Annotated in this window: 18 protein-coding genes; 10 read left to right on the top strand and 8 right to left on the bottom strand. The window is 71.5% G+C overall.

Annotated features, from left to right (window positions below; genetic code table 11):
• Positions 1–97: 97 nt before the first annotated feature.
• Positions 98–1486: a condensation domain-containing protein gene (locus tag AB0M83_RS43595; protein WP_364526961.1), complete on the bottom strand. Its 1389-nt coding sequence runs from the start codon at positions 1484–1486 to the stop codon at positions 98–100.
• Positions 1483–2820, bottom strand: coding sequence for an MFS transporter (locus tag AB0M83_RS43590; protein WP_364526959.1), 1338 nt, complete (start codon positions 2818–2820; stop codon positions 1483–1485). The genes AB0M83_RS43595 and AB0M83_RS43590 overlap by 4 nt, the downstream gene beginning before the upstream one ends.
• 273 nt (positions 2821–3093) lie before the next feature.
• Between AB0M83_RS43590 and AB0M83_RS43585 the strand changes: the two genes are divergently transcribed.
• From AB0M83_RS43585 to AB0M83_RS43570, 4 genes are all read left to right on the top strand, one after another.
• Positions 3094–4368, top strand: coding sequence for an NAD(P)/FAD-dependent oxidoreductase (locus tag AB0M83_RS43585; protein WP_364526957.1), 1275 nt, complete (start codon positions 3094–3096; stop codon positions 4366–4368).
• A gap of 23 nt (positions 4369–4391) precedes the next feature.
• The gene (locus AB0M83_RS43580) at positions 4392–6146 is read left to right on the top strand and encodes a non-ribosomal peptide synthetase (protein WP_364526955.1); all 1755 of its coding nucleotides are present in this window, start codon (positions 4392–4394) and stop codon (positions 6144–6146) included.
• A 17-nt stretch (positions 6147–6163) separates the two neighbouring features.
• Positions 6164–6385, top strand: coding sequence for an MbtH family protein (locus AB0M83_RS43575; protein WP_364526953.1), 222 nt, complete (start codon positions 6164–6166; stop codon positions 6383–6385).
• A 204-nt stretch (positions 6386–6589) separates the two neighbouring features.
• Positions 6590–7657, top strand: coding sequence for a DUF2855 family protein (locus tag AB0M83_RS43570; RefSeq protein WP_364526951.1), 1068 nt, complete (start codon positions 6590–6592; stop codon positions 7655–7657).
• Positions 7658–7789: 132 nt separating this feature from the next.
• Here the strand turns inward: AB0M83_RS43570 and AB0M83_RS43565 are convergent, their stop codons facing one another.
• From AB0M83_RS43565 to hppD, 4 genes are all read right to left on the bottom strand, one after another.
• A complete protein-coding gene (locus AB0M83_RS43565; RefSeq protein WP_364526949.1) occupies positions 7790–8839 on the bottom strand; it encodes an LLM class flavin-dependent oxidoreductase in 1050 nt (349 codons plus the stop codon).
• A complete protein-coding gene (locus AB0M83_RS43560; protein WP_364526947.1) occupies positions 8836–13800 on the bottom strand; it encodes an amino acid adenylation domain-containing protein in 4965 nt (1654 codons plus the stop codon). The genes AB0M83_RS43565 and AB0M83_RS43560 overlap by 4 nt, the downstream gene beginning before the upstream one ends.
• Before the next feature lie 5 nt (positions 13801–13805).
• Positions 13806–14015: an MbtH family protein gene (locus AB0M83_RS43555; RefSeq protein ID WP_364526945.1), complete on the bottom strand. Its 210-nt coding sequence runs from the start codon at positions 14013–14015 to the stop codon at positions 13806–13808.
• A gap of 130 nt (positions 14016–14145) precedes the next feature.
• Positions 14146–15192 carry a 4-hydroxyphenylpyruvate dioxygenase gene (gene hppD / locus AB0M83_RS43550; protein ID WP_364526943.1) on the bottom strand — a complete coding sequence of 349 codons (1047 nt, stop codon included), beginning with the start codon at positions 15190–15192 and terminating at the stop codon, positions 14146–14148.
• Between the two features lie 237 nt (positions 15193–15429).
• Here hppD and AB0M83_RS43545 point away from each other — a divergent pair, with 237 nt between their 5' ends.
• Positions 15430–16683, top strand: coding sequence for a PLP-dependent aminotransferase family protein (locus AB0M83_RS43545; RefSeq protein ID WP_364526941.1), 1254 nt, complete (start codon positions 15430–15432; stop codon positions 16681–16683).
• Between the two features lie 136 nt (positions 16684–16819).
• A complete protein-coding gene (gene aroF, locus AB0M83_RS43540) occupies positions 16820–17854 on the top strand; it encodes a 3-deoxy-7-phosphoheptulonate synthase (protein WP_364526939.1) in 1035 nt (344 codons plus the stop codon).
• A gap of 49 nt (positions 17855–17903) precedes the next feature.
• Here aroF and AB0M83_RS43535 read toward each other — a convergent pair whose 3' ends face one another.
• The gene (locus tag AB0M83_RS43535; protein ID WP_364526937.1) at positions 17904–18587 is read right to left on the bottom strand and encodes a glutamate racemase; all 684 of its coding nucleotides are present in this window, start codon (positions 18585–18587) and stop codon (positions 17904–17906) included.
• A gap of 50 nt (positions 18588–18637) precedes the next feature.
• On the bottom strand, positions 18638–20035 hold the full coding sequence (locus AB0M83_RS43530; protein ID WP_364526935.1) for an FAD-linked oxidase C-terminal domain-containing protein: 1398 nt from the start codon (positions 20033–20035) through the stop codon (positions 18638–18640).
• Between the two features lie 159 nt (positions 20036–20194).
• On the opposite strand from AB0M83_RS43530, the gene AB0M83_RS43525 reads away from it, so the two are divergent.
• The 4 genes from AB0M83_RS43525 (at position 20195) to AB0M83_RS43510 (ending at position 24951) form a co-directional block, all read left to right on the top strand.
• Positions 20195–21703 carry an alpha/beta hydrolase gene (locus AB0M83_RS43525; RefSeq protein ID WP_364526933.1) on the top strand — a complete coding sequence of 503 codons (1509 nt, stop codon included), beginning with the start codon at positions 20195–20197 and terminating at the stop codon, positions 21701–21703.
• Between the two features lie 151 nt (positions 21704–21854).
• Positions 21855–23258, top strand: a complete 1404-nt coding sequence (locus AB0M83_RS43520) for a cation:proton antiporter (RefSeq protein WP_364526931.1) — start codon at positions 21855–21857, stop codon at positions 23256–23258.
• Between the two features lie 78 nt (positions 23259–23336).
• Positions 23337–24506: an acyl-CoA dehydrogenase family protein gene (locus AB0M83_RS43515; RefSeq protein WP_364526929.1), complete on the top strand. Its 1170-nt coding sequence runs from the start codon at positions 23337–23339 to the stop codon at positions 24504–24506.
• Between the two features lie 10 nt (positions 24507–24516).
• The gene (locus AB0M83_RS43510; RefSeq protein WP_364526928.1) at positions 24517–24951 is read left to right on the top strand and encodes an SgcJ/EcaC family oxidoreductase; all 435 of its coding nucleotides are present in this window, start codon (positions 24517–24519) and stop codon (positions 24949–24951) included.
• Positions 24952–25139: the final 188 nt, after the last annotated feature.

Raw genomic sequence — 25139 nt, 5'->3', positions numbered from 1 at the left:
CACGACCGAGTTGCCGGTGATCGGCGCCTTGCCCGGGATGCGGTCGGGGAACGCCGCGGGTCCCCGGGCCGGGGCTCTCGTCGTGCTCGCGGGATTCCTACCGCGCCAACGCCGAAGCCGGTGACCTCAGCGACGCGAGCATCAGCTCCCGGTACTCGTCGACCATCGCGACGATCGTCGCCCGGTCGAAGTCGCGGCTGTTGAACCGCACGTGCCCGACCACGTCGCCGGCCGGGTCCAGGTAGAAGTCCCAGAGGTTGCCGTCCGGGATTTCCGAGATGTCGTCGGACGAGTTCAGGCGCCGGCGAAGCCCGGCATAGCTGATGTCGCCGACGTCCTCGGTCTCCAGCTCCGGCGGGAACTGGGAGATCTGGAACGCGGTGATGACGCTGTTCACGTTCGACGTCGGACCGCGCATCAGCTCCGGGTCGGACTGGGCGATGACGTCGTTGAACGGCAGCTCGTAGGAGTACGCCTCGAGCAACGCCGCCCGGGTGCGGTGCACCAGGCCGGCGAAGTTCGCGCAGCCGGACAGGTCGGTGCGGATCGGCAGGAAGTTGAACAACGCCCCCACCGTCTGCTCGAACCGGGGCTCCCGGCGGCCGGAGGTGATGATCGGCGAGACGATGTCGCTCACGCCGGTCCGGCGGTGCAGGAACAGGTTGAAACAGGCGTAGAGCACCATGAACGGCGAGCTGTGCAGCGACTTGGCCAGCGCGGTGACGGCCCGGGTCAGCTCCTGGTCGAACAGGAACCGGTACACCGAGTAGACCGGCGGGACATCCAGCTGCCGGGGCCGGTCGGTGGGCAGGGTGAGGAACGTCCCGCCCGCCAGCTTGGTCTTCCAGTACTCGTGCGCGTGGGCGGTCGACTCGCTGAGGCGGGCCTGCTGCTGCCAGGCGGCGAACTCGCCGTACTGGCACATCTCCGGCAGCTCGGGTGCGGTCAGCCCGCGACGCCTCGCGTAGCAGTTGACGAAGTCGCGCATGAGCACGTTCATGGACCAGCCGTCGCTGACCGTGTGGTGCGTGACGAGCACGAGCACCGCGTCTTCGTCGTCGAACCGGCCCAGCCTGGCCTGCAGCAACGGCATGCGCGTGGCCGAGAGCCTGCCGACCTGGTCGACCTCGTCGAGGAACTCGTGCGCCCGGCGCTCGCGGTCGGCCTCCCCGACCGCGGCCGAAAGGTCGACGACGGTCAGCTCCACCGGACCCGGCGGGTGGACGCGGGCACGGGGAGCTTCCGCGTCCCTGACGATGGCGGTGCGCAGCGCCTCGTGCCGCGCGACGACGTCGTCCAGCGCGAGCTGCACGGCCGCCGTGTCCAGCCGCCCGTGCAGGCGCCAGCCGCCCAGGACGAGCCCCCGCGGGCCGAACACGCCGAGGTCGTCGCCGCGGTCGAAGGCGTACAGGAATTCCTCATTGGCCGAAAGCGGGCGGCCGGCCGGCGCTTCGCCGGTGCTCGGGCGCTGCTGTTCGATGGTCATTTGCTGTCGTCCATTCCGGCTGTCGCCATGATTTCCTCCCCCGCACCGGACCCGGCCACCGCCTGGTCCGGGGTCACCGCCTCGTCCGGGGTCACCGCCGGCGGGCGCGTCCGGAGTCCCCAGGCCGCGATGGCCGGGCACAGGAGCCCGAGCAGCAGGAAGGCCACGCCGAGACCCATCCACCCGGCGAAGCCGTGGTTGGCCACGACCCCGAGCAGCACCAGCGGCGCCACCGTCATGCTCAGCGTGGTGATCATGTTCAGGAATCCGTCGTACTGCCCCTGGGCGTGCGCCGGCGGCAGGTTGAACTCGAACACGAACCGGCCGGAGATCAGCCAGATCTGCGCGATGGCGGACACCGCGACCCCGCCGAGGAGCAGGACCGTCGCCAGGACCGGGGTCTGTCCCGGCATCAGGGCCATCATCAGGTAGCCGATGATCAGCGTCACGCCGCAGCGGAGCAGGGCCGAGCCGCCCTGGCGCAGGGTCTTGACGTTCCGGCTGAGCCGCATCTGGAGCAGGATGGCCATCGCGGTGTTGAGCACGTAGACGACGGCCACCGTCCAGGGCGGCGCGGACGTGTACACCACGATCCACACCGGCAGCAGCATGTTGTCCACGAGCATCGACATCGACAGCGCCCCGGACACCAGCGCGAAGGCGATGAACGGCTTGTCCCGGAACACGATGAACCGGCGGCCCTTCGCCTCTCCGGTGCTTTCCGGCTTCGGCAGCGGCTTGTAGTCGGGGATCCTGAGCGTGATGAAGACGTCCACCACGTAGGCGGCCGCGCAGAACAGGAACATCGCGCGGTAGGCCCAGGGGGTGCCGATCGAAATGCCGATCCCGGCGACGAGCGCACCGACGGTGAGCCCGATGTTCCCGATCGACTGGACCTGGCTGCGGAAGGTGATCGTTTCCGCGCCGCCGATCCGGCGCATCAGCGCGCCTTCGGAAGCCATGTAGGTGAACGCGAAGATGTTCATGCACACGATGAGGATCAGCAGCGACCAGAATCCCTGGATGAACACGTAGCTGCCCATCCCGGTCAGCTGCCCGGCCAGCCCGAACAACACCACGCGGCGCGGGCCCAGCCGATCGGCCAGGTCTCCCGCGTAGGTGGTGAGCGGCAGGCCGACGAGCCCGCCGACCGCGATCGCCAGCGCGGTCCCCGAATTCGAGATCCCCACGATCTGCGTGCAGTAGAGCACGTAGATCGGCAGGAAGACGCCGTTGGCCAGCATGCCCATGGCGAAGCCCAGGACGTACGCCCGCTGGGGCCCCGGCGGCGGGACGTGCTCCTTGGCGTACGCGACAGGACTGAAAGTCATCATGAACCCGCTCTCTGAAACGCGCGAAGCGCGGCCTGAGTGTTGGTGTCCGCAAGGTCCGCTCCCGGAATGCTCTCGGGTCTCCCCCGCGGAGCACGTCTTCTGGAGCGCGCTGTCCTCCGCTCCGGCGCGGCTCGCCGGGCTCGACAATCCGGGAGATGCGAGCCGGCCGCGCTTTCCGCCACCGTGGACGGAAGTCCAGTACGAAGCGGTCGAGATCCAGCGGCATCGCCCTGGGAAACCGGAAGCACGTGACGTGACGGAGGAAGCACGGTAATGGCTGACAAGGAACATTTCGACGTCGTCGTCATCGGCGGGGGTCCCGGTGGGTCAGCGACCGCCGGGTTGCTGGCGCAGCAGGGGCACAAGGTGCTCGTGCTGGAGAAGGAGAAGTTCCCGCGCTACCACATCGGCGAGTCGCTCATCACCGGGTCCATGCCGACGATCGAGGCGCTCGGCCTGCGTGACCGGCTGGACAAGATGGGCTACGTCCGCAAGTACGGCGGCACGCTGATGTGGGGCCGCAACCAGGGAGCGTGGGACTTCCGGTTCACCGAGGCCTCGGAGTACGAGTACACCTTCCAGGTCCGCCGGGCCGACTTCGACTCGGTCCTGCTGGGACGGGCCCGCGAGCTCGGCGCGCTGGTGATCGAAGAGGCGACCGTCCAGGACGTGCTCTTCGAGGGTGAGCGCGCGGTCGGCGTGCGGTTCCAGCGCAAGGGCGACGCCGAACCGACCACCGTCGGGTCGACGCTGGTGATCGACGCGTCCGGCCAGCAGCACCTGCTCCCGCGCAAGCTCGACCTCATCGAGTACCACAACGACCTGCGCAACATCGCGGTCTGGGCGTACTTCCAGAACTGCAACCGCTACAGCGGGACGCGGTGGGGCGACACGCTCACCGAGAACCGCCCGCACGGCTGGTTCTGGTTCATCCCGCTGTCGGACTCGACGGTGAGCGTCGGCTACGTGACGCCCATCGACGAGTACAAGAAGGCGGGCAAGTCGCTGGAGGAGCTGCACGCCAGCGAGCTGGCCGCGGCCGACGAGATCACCTCGCTCACCGCGCCGGCCACCCGCGTCAGCGGTTACCGCACGATCAAGGACTGGTCCTACACCTGCAAGAAGTTCTACGGTCCGGGCTGGGCCCTGGTCGGCGACTCGGCGGCGTTCATCGACCCGCTGCTGTCGACCGGTGTCGGCCTGACCCTGCGCGGCTCCCTCGGCCTGTTCGAGACGGCCAACCTCGCGCTGCGCAACCCGGACCAGGAGGAAGTGCTTTACGAGCGCTACGAGCGCAACTACCGCGAGTTCCTCACCTCGCTGCTGGAGTTCGTCCGGTTCTTCTACGACCGCACGAAGTCCAAAGAGGACTACTTCGAAGCAGCGCAGCAGAGCATCGACCCGAAGCGCCTGCGCCCGCGCAAGATCGACTTCGCCCGGATGCTGTCCGGGGTCTCCGGCATGCGCGACATCTTCGACGGGCCGCTGGCGCTGCGGGCGTTCCGCGACAGCGACGCGCCGGACGTGCCGGACACGCTGGCGGGCTAGGGACAGGGATGGGAACCACGCAGATGGAATCATTTGTCATCTCCGAGCGGTTCGCCGAGCAGGTCGCGCGGACGCCGGACGCCGTCGCGGTGTCGGCGGGCCCGGCCGCGCTGACCTACCGGGAGCTCGACGAGCGGGCCAACCGCCTCGCGCACCGGCTCATCGGGCTCGGCGTCCGCCAGGACGACCGGGTGGCGGTGCTGCTGGAGCGGTCGATCGACCTGGTGGTGGCGATCCTCGCGACCGTCAAGGCCGGCGGCGTCTACGTGCCGGTGCACGAGGACTACCCGGCCGAGCGCCGGCAGTGGGTCGTGGACCACGCGGAAGTGTCGGTGCTGCTGGCCGACACCACCACGCGGGACGCGGGCCTGCCGTCCGGGGTGCCGGTCGTGGTCGTCGACGACGACCCGGCCACCGCCGGGCAGCCGGCCACCGACCCGTCGGTGCCGATCCACCCGGACCAGCTGGCCTACGTGATCCACACGTCCGGCTCCACCGGCCACCCCAAGGGGGTCGCCGTGACCCAGCGGGACGTGGTGCGGCTGATCTTCAACACCCAGTGGACGGTCGAGCGGCACGCGCGGGTGCTGATGGTGGCGCCGTACGCGTTCAACGTGTCCACGTACGAGATCTGGATGCCGCTGCTGCACGGCGGCCGGATCGTCGTCGCGCCGCCGGGGCAGCTGACGCCGGCCTCGCTGCGCGAGCTGATCGCGGGCGAGCGGATCACCGGGATCCACCTGACGGCGGGGCTGTTCCGGGTGCTCGCGGAGGAGTCGCTCGAGACGTTCACCGGCCTGACCGAGATCCTCACCGGCGGCGACGTGATCGCCCCGAACGCGGTGCGCCGGGTGCTGGACGCCTGCCCGGACCTCGTGATCCGGGCGATGTACGGCGTCACGGAGTGCTCGCTGTTCTCCGCGCACCACCCGCTGACCTCGTCGTACCAGCCCGGCACGCTGGTGCCGGTCGGGGACGCGTTCGACGACGTCACGATCCACATCCTCGACGAGCGCCTCACCCCGGTGCCGAGAGGCATCGAGGGCGAGATCTACATCGCCGGTCGCGGGGTCTCGCGGGGCTACTTCGGCCGCACGGACCTGACCGCGGAGGTGTTCGTCGCGGACCCGTTCGGCGAGCCGGGCGCCCGCATGTACCGCACCGGAGACCTGGCGCGCCGCAACGACGACGGCCTGATCGAGTACGTCGGCCGGGCGAGCAGCCAGGTGAAGATCCTCGGCTTCCGGGTCGAGCTGGCCGAGGTCGAGGCGGCGCTGAGCAGCTACCCCGGGCTCGCGCAGGTCGTCGTCGTGGTGCGCGTGCTCGAGTCGGGCGAGAAGCGGCTGGTCGGGTACGTCGTGCCGGAGTCCGGCGACATCGACCTGGGGGCGCTGCGCGCGCACGCCAGGGAGACGCTGCCCGACTACATGATCCCGGCCGCGCTCATCCAGCTGGAGTCGCTCCCGCTGACGTCGAACGGCAAGCTCGACCGCAAGGCGATGCCGGAGCCCGACTTCGAGGCCGCGTCGGCCTACCGGGCCCCGGAGACGCCGCTGCAGGAGAAGCTGTGCGCGATCTTCAGCTCGGTGCTCGAGGTGTCCCAGGTCGGCATCGACGACAGCTTTTTCGACCTCGGCGGCCAGTCGCTGGCGGCGATGCGGCTGCTCAGCCGGATCCGCTCCGAGGCCGGGGTCGACCTGCTGATCAACGTGCTGTTCGACATCCCCACCGTGGCCGGGCTGGCCGACCACATCGACACCGCCGCCGCGGCGGCCTGAGCCGGAGGGAGCAACCGATGGCGAACCCGTTCGAAGAGCCGGACTCCAACTACACCGTCCTGCGCAACGACGAGAACCAGCACTCGCTGTGGCCGGCGTTCGCGCCGGCACCGGGCGGCTGGACCGTGGTGCACGGGCCGGGCCGGCGCGAGGAGTGCCTGGACTACGTCCGGGAGAACTGGGTGGACCTGCGCCCGCGCTCGGTCGCCGAGTTCATCACGGCCCACGCCGGGAGCTGATCCGGCCGGACCCGCCCCGCCCGATTCCGCCCGGCGAATTCCGGTTCGCCGGGCGGAATCGTGTCTCCACCTCGACGGGGCACCGCGGGAGATGCGGCGCGCCCGAGCCCGAAGACACCATTGAGCGCGCTGCCGGCGTCCCCGCGGCCGCCCTCGTACCCACCGACGGCCACGCGGCCTGACGATCCAGCAAGGAGAACACGGATGACCGAAGCGGCAAGATGGGAACTGCTGATCGAGCGCGACGACCTCGCGGCCGGCGAGGTGCGCGACGTCGCCGCGGCCGAGCTCGAGGCGGGCGAGGTCGAGCTCGCGGTCGAGCGGCTGGCGCTGACCATGAACAACGTGACCTACGCGCGGTGGGGCGCCATCCCGCCGCTGAACTTCTGGGACGCGTTCCCCGCGCCGGACCCGGTCCTGGGCCGGCTTCCGCTCTGGGGCTTCGCCCGGGTGGCCCGGTCGAACCACCCCGGTTACGCGGCCGGCGACCGGTTCTTCGGGTTCCTGCCGTCGTCGAGCCACCACGTGGTCCGGCCGGGGCCGACCTCGCGCGGGTTCGTGGACACCACGCCGGGCCGGTACTTCGCCCACCCCTGGTACCAGACGTTCCAGCCGGCAGGTGCGGCCGACGACCGCGACGACCGCCGGACCCTGCTGCGGCCGATCTACCCCGCGGCCTTCCACGTCGCGGACTTCGCCGCCGGCCAGGCGGGTGACGACGGGCTCACCGTGCTCATCACCTCCGCGTCGAGCAAGGTCGGCATCGGGATCGCGCACCGCCTGCGCGGCGCCGCGAACGTGCGCACCATCGGGCTCACCGGCGCCGACCACGCGGAGTTCCTCACCGGTCTCGGGCTGTTCGACGAAGTGGCCACCTACGACGCGCTGCCGGCGGTGCCCGCCGGTCCGGTCCTGTGCGTCGACCTCGCCGGGGACGCCGCCGTGCTCACCGCCATCCACGGCAAGTTCCGCTCCGGCCTGGTGCACGTCGCGCTGCTGGGCTGGACGCACGGCGCGCAGCCGCCGCCGGAGCTCGCCGACCCCGCCCCGGAACTGTTCTTCACGCCCGCGGTCGAGGGCGCGACGATCGAGGCCGAGGGGGAAGACGCGTTCTTCGCCCGCTACCACGCCGCCGAGGACGAGTTCATCGACGCCACCGAGTCCTGGCTGAGCGTCACCGCGGCGAACGGTCCCGAGGCGATCGCGAAGGTGTTCCGGAGCCTGGCCGACGGCACCCATCCGGCGAACGGCTTCACGATCCTCACGCCCTGAGCCGAGGCGACGGGAAAGGGCGCCGGGATCACTCCCGGCGCCCTTTCTCTCTGCACCAAAAGGGAAACCGGCGACGCCTGGTGGGCGTCGCCGGTTTCCGTCAGGCCGCCTTGGATGAAGGCGGAGACCCGGTCAGGCGGCGGCGTGCGGTGCCGCCCCGGTTCCGCCCACGGCCGTGACTGCGCGCTCGATCGCGATCCGCGCGTTCCACAGGTCTTCCGGTTCCCGCGGGATGTCGAGGACGAAGGTGCGGATGCCGCCCCTGAGGTACGTCTCCACCGCCCGCGCCACCTCGTCGTGACTGCCCACCAGGTAGGGGCAGAACGTGTGGTGGTACCGGAAGGGCACCAGCCAGTACGCCATTCCCGGCGATTCGTCGGGGATGGGCACGGAGGCGAGCTGGGGCTGCCAGGACGACGTCCCGGCGGCGAGCAGCAGCTTCATCCTCGCGGCCCCTTCGGGGTCGGCGGGGAACCGCTCGTGCGCGATCCGCCAGGCCTCGGCGGAGTCGTCCCGCGCGATGATGCCCACGCTGATGCCCGAGCCGAACTGGTTCTTGCGCAGGTCCGGGCGGACGAAGTCCTCCGGCACCAACGGGAACGAGAGCTGGCTCAGGCCCAGTGCCTCGCCCGCGTTCAGGCTGGCCGTCGACGAGCCGGACACGTACGCCTTGGGGAGCAGCTCGTGGGGCACCGGCGTGGTGAGCCGGGCGCGGCGGAAGTTGTAGTACTCGCCGGCGAAGTTGACCATGCCGCCGCCGAGCAGCTTGCGGACGATCGTCGCGTACTCGGTGAGCCGGTCGTACCGGTCGTCGTGCGACACGGTGTCGCCCTGGACGGCGAGATCGCGGCTGAACCCGCCGCTGACGAAGTTGATGTCGATCCGCCTGCCGTACAGGTGCGCCAGGGACGACACCGAGCGGGCCAGCGCGAACGGGCTCAGGTCGATCGGCTGGATCGCGACGAGCGGCACGAAGCTCTCGGTGTTCGCGATGGCCGCCTGGGCCGCCATCAGGGAGTCGACCGACGTGTTGTCGCTGTAGATCAAGGCGCCGCGGTAGCCGGCTTCGTCGGCCCACCCGGCGATGTCCAGCAGCTTGCGCAGGTGGTGCTGCTGGTGGTGGCCGATGCTGGACCGGCAGGTCGAGTAGAGGGTGACGCCGCCGGCGGCCAGGTCCATCATCGTTGGTTCCTCCCTTGGGTGATGCCGCGGACGGACGGGTCGGCCAGGAAGTCCCGCAGGCTGAGCGCGATGCCGAACTCCTCCTCCAGCCGGGCGACGAGCACGGCGGCGAGCAGCGAATGCCCGCCCAGGTCGAAGAAGCTGTCCTCGACCCCGGCCCGCTCCACCCCGAGCACCTCGGCGAACAGCGCGCACAGGCGCTCTTCGAGGGGCGTGGCCGGCGCTCGGCCGGCCCCGGTGGTGAACGTCGGTTCGGGCAAGGCCTTCCGGTCCAGCTTCCCGTTGAGCGACAACGGAAGCGCGGCCAGCACCACCACCGCGTTGGGCACCATGTGCCCGGGCAGGAGCCGCGCGGCCGCGGCCCGCAGCTCCGCCGGATCCGGTGCGCGGCCGGCCTCGGGTTGCACGTAGCCCACGAGACGCCGGTCTCCCGGCCGGTCTTCCCGGACCACGACCACGGCCTGGTCCACGCCCGGCTGCCCGGCCAGCACGGCTTCGATCTCGCCCGGCTCGATGCGGAACCCGCGGACCTTGACCTGCTGGTCCACTCGGCCGAGGTAGTCCAGCTCGCCGTCCTCGCGCCAGCGCACCAGGTCCCCGGTCCGGTACATCCGTTCCCCTGACCCGAAGGGGCAGGCCACGAACCGCTGCGCGGTCAGCCCGGCCTGGTTCAGGTAGCCCCGGGCGAGGCCCGGGCCGGCCAGGTAGAGCTCGCCGGCCACGCCCGGTGGCACCGGTGCCAGCCGGCCGTCCAGCACGTACGCCCGCACGTTCCAGTTCGGCCCGCCGATCGGCGGGGACCCGGAACCCGACAGCGGTCCGCTGATCGTCGTGCACACCGACGTCTCGGTCGGGCCGTAGGCGTTGAACAGCCGCCGGCCCGCCGACCACTCGGCGACGACCTCGCCCGGGAGGGCCTCCCCGCCGACGACCAGGCACTCCAGCTCGGGCAGGCTCTCCGGGGCCGCCCCGGCCAGGGCGGCCGGCGCCACCACGGCGTGGCTGACCCGGAGCTCGCGCAGCGTGGCGGCCAGCTCGTCGCCGGACAGCTGCCCCGGCGGGGGAAGGACCAGCGCCGCCCCGGAGGACAACGCCGACAGCAGTTCGAGCAGCGACATGTCGAAGCTCAGCGAAAGGAGCTGGGCCACCCGGGATTCCGGGGTGACGGCGAGGGTCTCGACCATGAACGCGGCCAGGTTGGCCACGCCCCGGTGGCTGACCACCACGCCCTTGGGACGCCCGGTGGACCCGGACGTGTAGATCACCCAGGCCGGGTGCGCGGCCCGCAGCGGCGCGAGCCGGTCCTCGTCGACGACCGTGCCGCCGGGCAGGTCCGCGACCACCGCGGCCACCCGCGGGTCGTCCAGGACGACCAGCCGGTCCCGGCCGGGCAGCTCCGCCCCGGCCTGCCGGGTCGTGAGCACCACGACCGGGTCGGCGTCGCCGAGCATGTACGCGATCCGGTCGGCCGGGTACCCCGGGTCGATCGGCAGGTAGGCCGCGCCGGCCTTGGCCACCGCGAGCACCGCGGCCACCATCTCCGCCGACCGCGGCACCGCGACCGCCACCACCCGCTCCGGCCCGACCCCCAGCCCGACCAGGTAGCGCGCCAGCCGGGTCGACCGCGCGTCGAGCTCCGCGTACGACCACGCCACACCGCCGGACTCGAGCGCGACGGCGTCCGGTGTCCGCGCGGCCTGCGCCGCGAAGAGCTCCGGCAGCACCGTCACCGGAACGTCCCGCGCCGTGTCGTTCCACCGCGAGACGACCAGATTCCGCTCGGTCGCCGTCAGCAGGTCCGCGTCGCCGACCCGCAGCCCCGGGTCGGCGGTGAACTGGCCCAGCAGCGCGATCAGCCGCCCGGCCAGCGCGTGCACGGTGCCGTGGTCGAACAGGTCCGCCGCGTACTCCAGCGCGAGGCCGATCCCGCCCGGGGCGCCGTCCGGCTCGTGCCGCGACCGGAAGGTCAGCGTCAGGTCGAACTTGGCCGAGCTCCCGGCCAGCTCGAGGTCCTGGGCCCGCAGGCCCGGGACGGCCCACTCCCGGCGGGTTTCCTCGTCGGAAGCCAGCATCACCTGGAACAGCGGGTGGTGCGCGGCCGACCGGACCGGGTTCAGGACCTCCACCAGCCGTTCGAAGGGCACGTCCTGGTGCGCGTACGCCGCCAGGTCCCGGTCGCGGACCCGGCGGAGCAGCTCCGCGAAGCTCGGGTCGCCCGACAGGTCCGTCCGCAACACCAGCGTGTTGACGAAGAACCCGACGAGCTGGTGCAGCGCCTCGTCCCCGCCGCGGCCGGCCACCGGCACGCCGATCGGGATGTCGGTGCCGGCCCCGGACCGGGACAGCAGCACCGCGAGCCCGGCCTGGAGCACCATGAACACCGTCACCTGGTGCTCGCGTGCGAGCTCCACGAGCCGGCCGTGCAGCCCGGCGTCCACGTCGACGTCGACGTGCCCGCCGCGGTGGGAGGGGTGCGCCGGGCGGGACCGGTCGAACGGCAGGTCCAGCTGCTCGGGCAGGTCGGCCAGCGTCGACTCCCAGTACGCCACCTGCCGGGCGAGCACGCTGCCGTCGTCCTGGTCCTCGCCCAGCAGCCCCTGCTGCCAGAGCGTGTAGTCCGCGTACTGCACCGGCAGGTCCGTCCACTCGGGACGGTGGCCGGCCAGCCGCGCCTCGTACGCCTGTCCCAGGTCCCGCAGCAGCACCCCGAGCGACCAGCCGTCGCTGGCGATGTGGTGCGTGAGCAGCACCAGCACGGACTCGTCGGCCCCCAGCTCGAACAGCCACGCCCGCACCGGCAGTTCTTCGGCCAGGTCGAACACGTACCGTGCCGCCTGCCCGGTCAGCTCGGCCAGATCGGCTTCGGCGGCCGGCACCACGGTGAGGTCGGGCAGCGCTCGCGCGGGCGGAAGAACCCGTTGGTACGGCTGCCCGTTCACGGCCGGGAAGACCGTCCGCAACGCCTCGTGCCGCCCGGCCACGTCGCCCAGTGCCGCGCGCAGCGCACCCGCGTCCACCGGACCGTGCAGCCGCCACGCGAACGGCACGTTGTAGGTGGCGCTCGGCCCCTCGAGCTGCGCCTGGAACCACAGCCGGCGCTGCGCGAACGACAGCGGCAGGCGCTCGGGCCGCTCGGCCCGCTCCAGCGCCGGCCACGCCTGCGCGGCGCCGTCCAGCGACTTGGCCAGCAGCTGCACCGTCGGGTGGTCGAACACCGTCCGGATCTCCAGCTCGACCCCCAGCACCGACCGCACCCGGCTGATCAGCCGGGCGACGAGCAGCGAGTGGCCGCCCAGGTCGAAGAAGCTGTCGTCCACGCCGACGCGGTCCACACCCAGGACTTCGGCGAACAGCTCGCACAGGATCTCTTCGGCCGGGGTGGACGGCTCGCGGCCCGTTCCGGCGGCGTACTTCGGTGCGGGCAGGGCCTTCCGGTCCAGCTTCCCGTTGACCGTCAGCGGCAGCGCGTCCAGCACGACCACCGCGGCGGGCACCATGTAGCCGGGCAGCACCGCGGCCGCGGCGGCCCGGATCCCGGCCGGGTCCACCGGACTTCCCGGCGTGGGCACGACGTAGCCCGCCAGGCGCTGGTCGCCCGGCCGGTCCTCGCGGGCCACCACGACGGCCTGGGCCACCCCGGGCTGCCCGGCCAGCACGGCCTCGATCTCACCCGGCTCGATGCGGAACCCGCGGACCTGGACCTGCTGGTCCACCCGGCCCAGGTACTCCAGCTGGCCGTCTTCCCGCCACTGCGCCAGGTCCCCGGTCCGGTACATCCGTTCCCCGGAACCGAAGGGACAGGCCACGAACCGCTGCGCGGTCAGCCCGGCCTGGTTGAGGTACCCCCGCGCCAACCCCGGGCCGGCGATGTACAGCTCGCCGGGCACGCCCGGCGGCACCGCTTCCAGGCGCTCGTCCAGCACGTACACCCGGGCGTTCCAGATCGGCTTGCCGATCGGCGGAGCGTCCGCTCCGGACAGCGGGCCGCTCAGGGTCACGGCCACCGTCGCCTCGGTCGGGCCGTAGGCGTTGAACATCCGCCGCCCCGGCGACCACTCGGCGCAGACCTCACCGGAGCACGCCTCGCCGCCGACCATCATGCACTCGAGCAGCGGCAGCTGGTCCGGCGCCGCACCGGCCAGGGACGCCGGCCCGACCAGGGCGTGGCTGACGCGCAGCTCGTGCAGCGCCTCGGCCAGCACCTCGCCGGCCAGCTGCCGCGGCGGCGGGAGCACCAGCGCCGCGCCGGCCGGCAGCGACATCACCAGTTCCATGACGGCCGCGTCGAAGCTCAGCGAGGCCACCTGCCCCACGCGTGACTCCGGCCCGATGGCGAAGGTCGAAATGAGGTACGCGGACAGGCTCGCCAGCCCCTGGTGGGTGACCACCACGCCCTTGGGCCGCCCGGTGGACCCGGACGTGTAGATCAGGTACGCCGGGTGCGCGGCCCGCAACGGCGCGATCCGGTCCGCATCGGTGACCGGGCCGTCGGGCTGCTGCGCCACGGCCGCGGTCACCGCGGCGTCGCCGACGTCGAGCACCGCCACGCCCGCCGCTTCGGGCAGCCGTGCCGAAGTGGCCCGGTCGGTGATCAGCAGGCTCGGGGCGGCGTCGTCGAGCATGTAGCCGATCCGCTCCACGGGATACCCGGGATCGATCGGCAGGTAGGCCGCGCCGGCCTTCACCACCCCCAGCACCGCCGCCACCATCTCCAGCGACCGCGGCAACGCGACCGCCACCAAGCGCTCCGGCCCCACGCCCAGCCCCACCAGGTGGCGTGCCAGCCGGCTCGACCGCGCGTCCAGCTCCGCGTACGACCACGCCGCGCCCCCGGACTCCACCGCGACGGCGTCCGGCGTCCGCGCGGCCTGCGCCGCGAACAGCTCCGGCAGCACCGTCACCGGAACGTCCCGCGCCGTGTCGTTCCACCCCGAACCCACCAGGTCCCGTCGGAGATCCATCCCGGTCACGCCCGTTCGGCCCGGACGAGGCTCTTCGGCCGCATGTCCGTCCACTGCGCTTCGATGTATGCGAGGCAGTTCGCGCGGGAGTCCGCGCCGCGCGCCGTGCTCCAGCCGGCCGGGACGGCGATGCCGGCGGGCCACAGGCTGTACTGGCCTTCGTCGTTGACCAGGACCAGGTACCGGGCGTCGGCGTCCTCGAACGGATTGGACACGATAACCTCACTCCACTTAGGACGGTCTGACGGTGCCGGGCGCGGCCGCGCGCCGCGGTGAGCGGATTCCAGTCTGCCCGGGACGGTTCACCGGGCACGTCTTCGCGATTGTGCTGCGATTCCGGGCCGGTCAGTCCCCGGCCGGCCCCGGCACCTGGTCCGCTTCGACGCTGTCGTACAGGTGCTTGATGTTCGAGCTGCCGAAGGACGTCGCGCCCGCCCGCTCGATGATCTCCAGGAAGAGCGTGTTCCGCGGGTGCACGGACTTGGCGAAGATCTGGTAGAGCTGGCCGTCGTGGTCCTCGTCGACCAGGACGTGCAGGTCGCGCAGCTCGTCGACGGAGTACTTCTCCGGGTGCACGCGGTTCGCGAGCGCGGTGTAGTAGGCGGCGGGCGTCGTCAGCAGCTCGATGCCGTCGGCGGTCAGCTGCCGCACCGTGGACAGGATGTCGGTGGTGCTGAAGGCCAGGTGCTGCACGCCCGAGCCGTCGTTGTCCTTGAGGAACCGGTCGACCTGGCCGACCGCCAGGCTGGTGTCCGACTCGACGAGCGTGAACGTGACCGCGCGCGACTTGCTCTGGATGACCTTGATGAACATCCCCTGGTCGCCGGTGACGATCCGCTCGGTGAGGATGAGCTCGAAGTCCAGCGTCCGCTGGTAGTACTCGACGGTCTCGTCCATCCGGCCCGCCTCGACGGGGATCGCGAAGTGGTCCACCTTGTGCAGCCCGGTCCCCGCGGCGGCACCGCTCTCGGGCACCGCGACGAGGCCGCGCACGTCGGCCACCCCCGCGTCGTCCGGTCGCTGCACGAACGTGTGCGTCACGTCGCCGAAGCCGGCGATCGTCGCGAGGGTCACCGCTCCCCGGGTGACCGGCGCCATGACCGGGCGCACCCCGCGCCGCACGGCCTCGGCGAACGCCGCGGCGGCGTCCGGCACCCGGATGCCGATGTCGCCGATCCCGTCCCCGTGCCGCTCCACGTAGGCGTGCGCGGGGTGGTCCTCGCCCGACTGCGTCAGCACCAGGTCGATCTCGCCCTGCCCGACGGTGACCGAGCGCGTCGTCCCGTCCGACGGGGCCGACTCCGCGCGCACGACGAAACCGCACCCGTCGACGAGCCAGGCGAGATTCCGTTCGATATCGTCCACGTACAGCTCGACGTAATCGATGGTCATGTCCCGGAGTGCGTTCTGCACGGTCTCCAACCTCCACTGGCGGGTATTCGGTGCCTGGCGTCTCGCGTCCCACCGTCGAGAATCGCAAAACGGGCCGGCACTGTCCTCTCTTCCGTTGCCCGCGCCGGCCGCCGGACAACGCATGGCCGGAGAAGCCGTGGCCGCGCACCGGGTCGCATACTGATCACCCGGTGATCGGCCGCAGGAGAGGCGATACGGTTGTCAACCCAACTGAGCGTGGAAACGTTGCACGGATCGCTCGCCGATCCGGCCATCTCGTCGATGAACCTGCTCAACGAGTTGATCGACGAATATCCGCAGGCCATTTCCATGGCGGCCGGCCGGCCGTACGAAGAATTCTTCGACGTCGGCCAGATCCACCGGTACCTCGACGCTTATTGCGACCACCTCCGGCGTGACCGGAAACTGAGCGAGGCCGAAGTCACCCGTACGCTTTTCCAGTACGGTGCCACGAAAGGCGTGATCGCCGACCTCATCGCCCGCAACCTCGCCGAGGACGAGCACATCGTCGCCGCCCCCGAGTCCGTGGTCGTCACCGTCGGCTGCCAGGAGGCGATGTTCCTGGTGCTCCGGGCGCTGCGCACGGACGAGCGGGACGTGCTGCTCGCCCCCGCCCCCACCTACGTCGGCCTGACCGGGGCGGCGCTGCTCACCGACACCCCCGTGCGGCCGGTGCGGTCCACCGCGAACGGCATCGACCTCGACGACCTGACGCACCAGCTGAAACTGGCGCGCGAGGCGGGCGAGCGGGTCCGGGCCTGTTACGTGACCCCCGACTTCGCCAACCCCACCGGCACCAGCATGGACCTGCCCGCGCGCCGACGGCTTCTGGAGATCGCCGAGGAGCACGGGATCCTGCTGCTCGAGGACAACGCGTACGGGCTCTTCGGAGCGGACCGGCTGCCCTCGCTGAAGGCGCTCGACGAGGCGGGGACCGTGGTGTACCTCGGTTCCTTCGCCAAGACCGGCATGCCCGGCGCCCGGGTCGGCTACGTGGTGGCGGATCAACCCGTGGCCGGTGGTGGCCTGCTCGCCGACCAGCTGTCGAAGCTCAAAGGCATGCTCACGGTGAACACCTCCCCCATCGCCCAGGCCGTGATCGCGGGGAAGCTCCTGCTCAACGACCTGAGCCTGACCAGGGCCAACGCGCGCGAGACGGCGATCTACCAGCGCAACCTGCAGCTGACGCTGGCCGGGCTCACCCGCACACTCGGCGGCTGCCCCGGGGTCAGCTGGAACACGCCGACGGGCGGGTTCTTCATCACGGTGACCGTGCCGTTCCCCGTCGACGACGACCTGCTGGCCGTCGCCGCCCGCGACCACGGCGTCCTGTTCACCCCGATGCACCACTTCTACGGCGGCAAGGGCGGCTTCACACAGCTGCGGCTGTCGATCAGCTTGCTCACCCCGGACCTGATCGACGAGGGTGTGGCCCGACTCGCCGCCCTCATCAGCGGCCGCCTCCCCTGACTCCGGGGCGGTTGCGCAGCCGCGGAGACGCGGTGCTTCGCCGCCCCGCTGGATGCTCGATCCACCGGGACACCGCCGGCGCCCGCCGGTGGCCGAGTCCGTAGCGCTGGAGGGTGCAGAAATCATGGTCATCGTCATGGCTACCGATGCGGGGACCGCAGATGTCGAGGCCGTCGTCGACCGGGTGACGGAAGCGGGTGGCGAAGCCTTCGTCAGCCGCGGCGTGAGCCGGGTGATCGTCGGGCTCATCGGTGACGTCGACCGGTTCGAAACGCTCAACCTCGGCGGGATGCGCGGGGTGCAGAGCGTCACCCGCATCTCCGCCCCGTACAAGCTGGTGAGCCTGCAGCACCACCCGCAACGGTCCACTGTGTACGTCCGCGGCGTGCCGATCGGCCCGGACACGGTCACGCTGATCGCCGGGCCGTGCGCGGTCGAGACGCCGGAGCAGACGCTGGCCGCAGCGAGGATGGCTCAGGCGGCCGGCGCGACGTTGCTGCGCGGCGGCGCGTTCAAGCCGCGCACGTCGCCCTACGCCTTCCAGGGCCTCGGCGAGCGCGGCCTGCAGATCCTCGCCGACATCCGCGCGCAGACCGGCCTGCCGATCGTCACCGAGGTGGTCGCGGCCCACGACGTCGAGATGGTCGCCGGGTACGCGGACATGCTGCAGATCGGCACCCGGAACATGCAGAACTTCTCGTTGCTGCAGGCCGCCGGCGAGGCGGGCAAGCCGGTGCTGCTCAAGCGCGGCATGAACTCCACCATCGAGGAATGGCTGATGGCCGCCGAGTACATCGCGCAGCGCGGCAACCTCGACATCGTCCTGTGCGAGCGCGGGATCCGGACCTTCGAGACCGCCACCCGCAACACGCTCGACATCTCCGCGATCCCGGTCGTCCAGGGTCTTTCGCACCTGCCCGTGATGATCGACCCCTCGCACTCCGGCGGACGGCGGGACCTCGTCCTCCCCCTGTCCCGGGCGGCGATCGCCGTCGGCGCGGACGGGATCCTCGTCGACGTCCACCCGCATCCCGAGGAAGCCATGTGCGACGGCCCGCAGGCGCTCGTGGCCGAAGACCTCCGTGTCCTGTCGAAGGAGATCGACGCGCTGACCGGGGTGGTCGGCCGCCGGACCTCGACCTGGTGGAACCGGCGGCTGTTCGCCGGCTGACGCTCCCGGCCCGGAGAGAACCCGTGCGGTCCGCACGGGTTCTCTTCGTTCACGCGGCGAGGGTCCGGGCCGCGACCGCCCGGCCGGTCAGTTCGACGAGCCTGGTGCCGACGTCGATGACCGGCAGCGCACAGGTTTCGGTCACGAACGGCAGCACGGCCGTGAAGTGCGTGCACGCCAGGACGACGGCGTCGAGGCCGAGGCGCTCGGCGAGGCGCAGGGTGGTCGGCAGGTGCGAAGCCTCGAACGCCGCCGCCGGGTCGCCGGCCTCGATCCCGCGCACCAGTGCGGGATCCGACACCCCGAGCAGCCGGTGGCCGGGGCTGACCTGCCACGCGGCCCGCTCTACGCCGACGACGGCGTGCGCGTTCCCGGTCACCACCAGGGAAGAACGCAGCTTCGGGAACGCTTCCTGGTAGACCGTCCCGGGCGAGACCACCGGCAGCGCCGCGCTGTCGTGATCCACCACGGCGGACAGCGAGTTGCAGAAGAGCATCGCCTGCTCGGTCCCCCGGGCGCGCAGCTCGCGGAGACGCGTGTGGAACGCCGCCGCCAGCGCGCCGGGATCCTCGTACTGCAACGAGTCCTGCTCGTCCGGCGAAGCCGCCATGGCGTACGGATCGGCCGCCAGTCCCCGGGCCCGCAGCAGCCCGGCGCCGAGACCGGAGTCGTAGGGGGTGCCGGCGATGACCGCCACCGCGGGCGCTTTTCCTTCCCCCGCAAGTATCTTCATCCTGCCGATGGTTCCAGCCGGGACGGCGGCTGCCTTCCTCCGGGATGCCGTCAGCGGGGCGCGATCACCTTGCCGGGGTTGAAGATCCCGTCCGGGTCGAGCGCGAGTTTCAGTGCCCGGTGCACCCGCACGCCGACGGGTCCGATCTCCCGCGCGAGCCAGTCCCGCTTGAGCAGGCCGACGCCGTGCTCGCCGGTGCAGGTGCCGCCCAGCGAGAGCCCCAGCCGCATGATCTCGTCGAACACCAGCCGCCCGCGGTCCATACTGGACTGATCCGCCCGGTCCACCACGATGACCGGGTGCAGGTTCCCGTCGCCGGCGTGGCCGACCACGCCGACCAGGACGTCGTGCCGCGCCGCGATCTCCTCGACACCGGCGACGAGCTCGGCGACCCGTGACCTGGGCACGGCCACGTCGTCCACGACGAGACCGCCCCGGCCGCCGGGGAACGCCTGCGCGGCCAGCTGTTCCATCGCCGGGTGCGCCAGCCGGCGCGCGCTGGTCAGCGCCTCGGCTTCGACCGCGTCCCCGGCGGCGTACAGCTCGCTCGCGCCGGCCGCCCGGCAGCACTCGGCGATCGCGGCGAGGTCGGTGCCGTCGCCGGTGTCCGTCGCGACCAGCAGCATGGCCGCGGCTTCGGTGTCCAGGCCCATCGGGCGATACGCCTCGATGGCCCGCAGGTGCGTGCGGTCGAGCAGCTCGAGCATGCTCGGCACGTGACCGGCGGCGGTGATCGAGGCCACCGCCCGCCCGGCCGCCGCCACCGTCGGGTACACCGCCACCATGGTCCGGGCCTCCCGGGCCGCGGGCCGGAGCCGGACGGTGATCTCGGTGATGATCCCGAGGGTGCCCTCCGAGCCGACGAACAACGCGGTCAGGTCGTAGCCGGCGACGCCCTTCACGGTCCGGCGGCCGCAGCGCAGCACCTCGCCGTCGGCGAGCACGACTTCCAGGCCCAGCACGTACTCGCCGGTGACGCCGTACTTGACGCAGCACATGCCGCCCGCGTCGGTCGAGACGTTGCCGCCGATCGTCGAGGACTCCCAGGAACCGGGGTCCGGCGGGTAGGCGAGCCCTTCCTTGGCGGCGGCCCGGCTCAGCTCGGCGTTGACCACCCCCGGTTGCACGACCGCGATCCGCTCGCCCGGGTCGATCTCCAGGATCCGGTTCAACCCGGTCAGCGACACGACGAGGGCGCCGTCGACCGCGTTGGCCGCACCGGTCAGCCCGGTGCGCGCGCCCTGCGGGACGACCGGTACCCGGTGCGCGGCGGCGACCCGCACGGTGGCGGCGACCTCGGCGGTGCTCCGCGGCCGCACGACGGCGAGCGGCGTGCCCGCGTCGCACAGGTCGGCTTCGTCGCGGCAGTAGGCGGCCAGCAGGTCAGGATCGGTGAGCACGCGATCGGCGGGCAACGTCGCCAGCAGGTCGTCGATCGGGAATCCCATGGAAGCCAACGTAACTCCCCGCCCGGCCGCACTCCAGCCCGCGCGCGAAGTCGGCATTCGCGAGGAGGTCCCGCCTGCTCGGCAACCGCAAAGACGTGTGACGCGGAACTTCCCGCCTAGCCTCGGCGCATCTGTTCGGTTCAACCGGAGGTGGACTAGGTGAAACGTCTGATTGTCACCGCGGTCGCCGGCGTTGCCGTGGCGTTTTCGGCGGTGAGTGCCCCGGCCGCCGCCGCAGCGCCGGCCACCATCACCTGGGGTCCGTGCCAGGACCCGAGCCTGGTGGCGGCGGGCGCCCAGTGCGGGATGCTCCAGGTGCCGATGGACTACCGCAGGCCGGCCGGGAAGCAGCTCCGGATCGCGGTGTCCCGGATCCGGCACAAGACCCCGGAGAGCGCTTTCCAGGGCGTCATGCTGACCGTCTCGGGCGGTCCCGGCCTGCCTGGGCTGGCACTGGCGACGCTGGGCACGCTGGTCCCCGGCCACGTCGGGGACGCCTACGACTGGATCGGCTTCGACCCGCGCGGGGTCGCCACGAGCGAGCCCGCGCTGTCCTGCGATCCCGGCTACATGGACTTCGACCGGCCGGGCTACGTACCGGTCACGCCGCAGCTCGAGCGGACCTGGCTCGACCGCGTCCGGGTTTACGCCCGCGCCTGCGGCGCGCACAACGACCCGGACCTGCTGGCGAACATGAAGACCACGGACGCGGTGGCCGACCTGGAACGCATCCGGGCCGCGCTCGGCGTGACCGAGATGAGCTTCTACGGCTACTCGTACGGCACGTACGTCGAAGAGGTCTACGCGACGCTGCACCCGGATCGGGTACGCCGGATGGTCCTGGACAGCAGCGTGCACCCCCGGGACGTCTACTACCGGCTCAACCTGTCCCAGGACTCCGGGTACGACCGGAGCCTGAACGCGTTCTTCGGCTGGGTCGCGGCGCACGACGACGTCTACCACCTCGGCAGGACCCAGGCCGCCGTGAAGAACGAGTACGACCGGCAGCTGGTGGAGTTGGCGCGCGAACCGGCCGCGGGCGCGGTCGGCCCGGACGAGTGGACCGACATCTTCCAGCTGGCCGCCTACCGCCAGCTCCACTGGACGCTCGTCGCCGACGCGTTCGCCGGCTGGGTCAACCACCACGACGGCGCGACGCTGAAGACGTTGTTCGTGCAGATCGGCGGACGCGGCAACGACAACGCCTACGCCGCGTACCTGGCCGTGGAGTGCACGGACACGCAGTCGCCCACGAACTGGCAGAAGTGGCGGGCGGACACCTGGCGGGCGTACGCCGAGGCGCCGTACTTCGCCTGGCAGAACACCTGGATCAACGCGCCGTGCGCGTTCTGGCCGGCCCCGGCCGGCCGGCCGGTGAACGTCGGCAGCCACCGCCTGGACAGCATGCTGCTGGTCGACGAGACACTCGACCCGGCCACGCCGTTCGAGGGCAGCCTCGAGACCCGCACCCGGTTCCCGGCCGCCACGTTGCTCGCCGTGCCCGGCGGCCGGAACCACGCGAACACGCTGATGGGCGGCAACGCCTGCGTGGACGGCAAGATCGCGGAGTACCTGGCGGGCGGCACGCTGCCCGCGCGCAAATCCGGCAACCGGTTCGATCTGGAGTGTCCGCCGCTGCCGCTGCCCGTTCCCACGGTCACTCCTTGAGTGGATCTCGATCCGCGGTTGTTAGCTTCGGTCGGGTAATCGGCGGCACCGGTGGGCGCTCCCCGGACCCGCCTGGTTCCGCGCGCCTCGGTGTCCGGGACGAGCTCGCCGCCGCCGATCGCGAACGTCACCGAACCCTGATCGGAGTCACATGGCCGACGTGAAAACGCGGACCGGGATCCGCCGCACCCTGGGTGTCTACATCGGACTGGTCGTGGTGCCCGTCGTGGTCGCGATCGTCCTGCTGGGCAGCGGGGAAGACGGCGACAACGTCGCCAAGGCGAAGGCCGCAGCCGGGCCGTCACTGGTCCAGCTGCTGCTGGCGATCACCGTCATCGTGGGTGCCTGCAAGATCGTCGGCTGGCTCGGGCAGCGCGTCGGGCAACCCGCGGTGATGGGCGAGATCGTCGCCGGCATCGTGCTCGGGCCGTCCGTGCTCGGTGCCCTCTGGCCGCAGGGCGCGGCGGTCCTGCTCCCCAAGGCCGCGATCCCCCAGCTGAACGTCGTGGCCCAGCTCGGCGTGATCTTCTTCGTGTTCCTCGCCGGGCTGGAGCTGAACACGCGGCTGCTGCGCGGACGCGGGCGGCTCGCCGTGGTCGTCAGCCACGTCAGCATCGCGTTCCCGTTCCTGCTCGGGGTCGGGCTGGCGGTGTTCGCCTACAGCCGGTTCGCGCCCGAGGGCGTCGGCTTCCTCGCGTTCGCCCTGTTCTTCGGCGTTTCGCTGAGCATCACGGCGCTGCCGGTGCTGGTCCGGATCCTGCACGAGATCGGCTTGTTCCGCACCGAGGCCGGCGTGGTCGCGCTGACCTGCGCGGTGGTCGACGACGTCACGGCGTGGAGCCTGCTGGCGCTGGTGGTCGCGCTGACGACGGCGTCCTCGTTGTTCGGCGTGGTGCTGACGGTCGCGCTGACCGTGGCGTTCGTCGCGTTCCTCGGCCTGGTCGTGCGGCCGCTGCTGCGCAAGCTCGTGACCCGGGTCCCGGTGGCCCGGCTGCAGAAGGCCGCGCCGCTGTCGGTGGTCGGCGTGCTGCTGTGCGCGCTGGCCACCGAGTGGATCGGCGTGCACGCGATGTTCGGCGCGTTCGTGTTCGGGCTGGTCTTCCCGCGCGACAACGTGGTCGCGACCTGGCTGATGGACAAGGTCGGCGGGCTGACCACGGCGTTGATGCTGCCGCTGTTCTTCGCCTACAGCGGGCTGCGGACCAACATCACCCTGATCTCCGCCGAAGGCTGGCTGTGGTGCGCGGTGATCCTCGTCGCGGCGGTCGTGGGCAAGCTCGGCGGCTCGGCGCTGTCCGCGCGGGCGGTCGGCGAGAACTGGAACCGGGCCCTGCAGGTCGGCGTGCTGATGAACTGCCGCGGCCTGACCGAGCTGGTGGTGCTCAACATCGGGCTCGACCTCGGCGTGCTGTCGCCGATGCTGTTCACGATGCTGGTGATCATGGCGCTGGTCTCGACCGCGATGGCCGGGCCGATGGCGACCTGGTTCGCGCGCCGGGACGGCCAGAACGTCGTGGGTCTCCCGCCGCGCACCTCCGAGCGTGCCGCCGCGTGACGCCACCGGCAAGCAGGAAGACGCGGTTGCCCCGGGCCCGCTGCGAAGCTGGGACGGTCGACAATCTAGGAGGTCAAGGTGTCGAGCACCGATGTTCCGACGCGGGAGGAACTGGTTCGCCGCGTGGCCGAACTGGCTCCCGCACTGAAGAAGCACGCGAACTGGTCCGAGCAGAACCGGCGGCTGCACGAGGAGTCCATCGAGGCGCTCGCCGAGGCCGGCGTGTTCAAGCTGCGCCGCCCGAAGCGCTACGGCGGGTTCGAAGCCGACACCCGGACGCTCGTCGACGTCGCGACCGAGATCGGCCGCGCCGACGGCTCGACCTCCTGGGTGGCTTCGGTGTACTGGATCCCCACCTGGATGGCCTGCCACTTCCCGGAAGCGGTGCAGGACGAGGTGTTCTCGACCCCGGACGTGCGCGTGTGCGGCACGCTCAGCCCGTCCGCGATGGCCGCGCCGGTCGACGGCGGCGTCGTGGTGAACGGCAAGTGGGGCTTCATCAGCGGGGCGCTGCACGCGCAGTGGCAGGAGATCATCGCGATCCTCGTCCCGGCCGAGGGTGAGCCGTACCCGATCATGGCGCTGGTTCCACTGTCGGACCTGCTGATCGTGGACGACTGGGACACCGCGGGCCTGCGCGGGACCGGCAGCGTGTCGACGGTGGCGCAGGACGTCTTCATCCCGGCCGAGCGCGTGCTCCCGCTGCCCGCGGTGCTGGAGGGGCAGGGCGGCGCGGCCGGCTCGATCTACCGCTCGCCGCTGCTGCCGGTCGCCTCGGTGTCGTCGGTCGGCACGCTGGTGGGCATGGCGAAGTCGGCCCAGGACAGCTTCCTCAAGCGGCTGCCGGACCGCAAGATCACCTACACCGCCTACGAATCGCAGCGCGAGGCCCCGATCACGCACCACCAGGTGGCCGACTCGGCGATGAAGATCGACGAGGCCCAGTTCCACGCGCACCGGCTGGCCACGCTGGTCGACACGAAGGTCGCCGACGGCAGCCCGTGGAAGCTCGAGGAGCGCGCGATCGCGCGGGCCGACCTCGGCGCGGTGGTCCGGCTGGCCAAGGAGTCCATCGACATCCTGGCTTCGGCTTCCGGCGGTTCCTCGATCTACCACGGCATCCCGATCCAGCGCATCGCCCGCGACGTCACCGCGGTCAACCTCCACGCGCTGATGCACCCGAACACCAACACCGAACTGTACGGCCGCGTCCTCTGCGGGCTCGAGCCCAACACGCTCTACATCTAGGGAGAACTCCATGACCACGACCGAAGCCGGCACCGCGGCCGACCAGGCCGCGATCGCGGCCCTGACCCAGAAGGTCATCGCCGCGTGGGCCTACGGCGACGCCGACGGGTTCGCCAACGTCTTCACCGAAGACGGCACGATGATCCTGCCCGGCATCTTCAAGAAGGGCCGCGAGGAGATCCGCGCGTTCCTGGTGGAGTCGTTCGCGGGCAACTACAAGGGCACCCAGGTCACCGGGCGCCCGATCGAGATCCGCTTCTTCACCCCGGATTCCGGCGTCCTCATCACCCAGGGCGGCGTCCTCGCCGCGGGCGAGACCGAGGTCACGGACTCCCAGTCGATCCGGGCCTCCTGGACCGTCGTGAAGCGCGACGGCTCCTGGCACCTGGCGTCCTACCAGAACACCCCGGCCAAGCAGCAGCTGCCGAAGCCGGGCACCGTCTGACCCGCGCCCTCCCCCCGGAACCCGGGCCTCCCCCTCGAGGCCCGGGTTCCTTTTCGATCCGGCCGGCGGGTGTGGTGCCCCGGGCAAACGTCTTGGGCTTGACCCGGTTTGGCGGACACCTCTGATCAGGGGCGGGAGCTCCTGGAAGGGATGTCCCTCATCATGGATCCCATGGCGAAGAAGAAGCC

It is taken from the genome of Amycolatopsis sp. NPDC051106, from assembly GCF_040682775.1.
Taxonomy (GTDB): Bacteria; Actinomycetota; Actinomycetes; order Mycobacteriales; family Pseudonocardiaceae; genus Amycolatopsis.
Note: the sequence above shows the minus strand (reverse complement) of the source record. Positions and strands in the feature narration are given on the sequence as shown.

Excerpts from the sequence above, each read along its gene's own strand:
- AB0M83_RS43535 (WP_364526937.1), bottom strand. The coding sequence starts at position 18,587 with ATGAAGATACTTGCGGGGGAAGGAAAAGCGCCCGCGGTGGCGGTCATC.
- aroF (WP_364526939.1), top strand. The coding sequence starts at position 16,820 with ATGGCTACCGATGCGGGGACCGCAGATGTCGAGGCCGTCGTCGACCGG.
- AB0M83_RS43580 (WP_364526955.1), top strand. The coding sequence starts at position 4,392 with ATGGAATCATTTGTCATCTCCGAGCGGTTCGCCGAGCAGGTCGCGCGG.
- AB0M83_RS43520 (WP_364526931.1), top strand. The coding sequence starts at position 21,855 with ATGGCCGACGTGAAAACGCGGACCGGGATCCGCCGCACCCTGGGTGTC.
- hppD (WP_364526943.1), bottom strand. The coding sequence starts at position 15,192 with ATGACCATCGATTACGTCGAGCTGTACGTGGACGATATCGAACGGAAT.
- AB0M83_RS43560 (WP_364526947.1), bottom strand. The coding sequence starts at position 13,800 with ATGGATCTCCGACGGGACCTGGTGGGTTCGGGGTGGAACGACACGGCG.
- AB0M83_RS43530 (WP_364526935.1), bottom strand. The coding sequence starts at position 20,035 with ATGGGATTCCCGATCGACGACCTGCTGGCGACGTTGCCCGCCGATCGC.
- AB0M83_RS43595 (WP_364526961.1), bottom strand. The coding sequence starts at position 1,486 with ATGACCATCGAACAGCAGCGCCCGAGCACCGGCGAAGCGCCGGCCGGC.
- AB0M83_RS43590 (WP_364526959.1), bottom strand. The coding sequence starts at position 2,820 with ATGATGACTTTCAGTCCTGTCGCGTACGCCAAGGAGCACGTCCCGCCG.
- AB0M83_RS43570 (WP_364526951.1), top strand. The coding sequence starts at position 6,590 with ATGACCGAAGCGGCAAGATGGGAACTGCTGATCGAGCGCGACGACCTC.
- AB0M83_RS43575 (WP_364526953.1), top strand. The coding sequence starts at position 6,164 with ATGGCGAACCCGTTCGAAGAGCCGGACTCCAACTACACCGTCCTGCGC.
- AB0M83_RS43565 (WP_364526949.1), bottom strand. The coding sequence starts at position 8,839 with ATGATGGACCTGGCCGCCGGCGGCGTCACCCTCTACTCGACCTGCCGG.
- AB0M83_RS43585 (WP_364526957.1), top strand. The coding sequence starts at position 3,094 with ATGGCTGACAAGGAACATTTCGACGTCGTCGTCATCGGCGGGGGTCCC.
- AB0M83_RS43510 (WP_364526928.1), top strand. The coding sequence starts at position 24,517 with ATGACCACGACCGAAGCCGGCACCGCGGCCGACCAGGCCGCGATCGCG.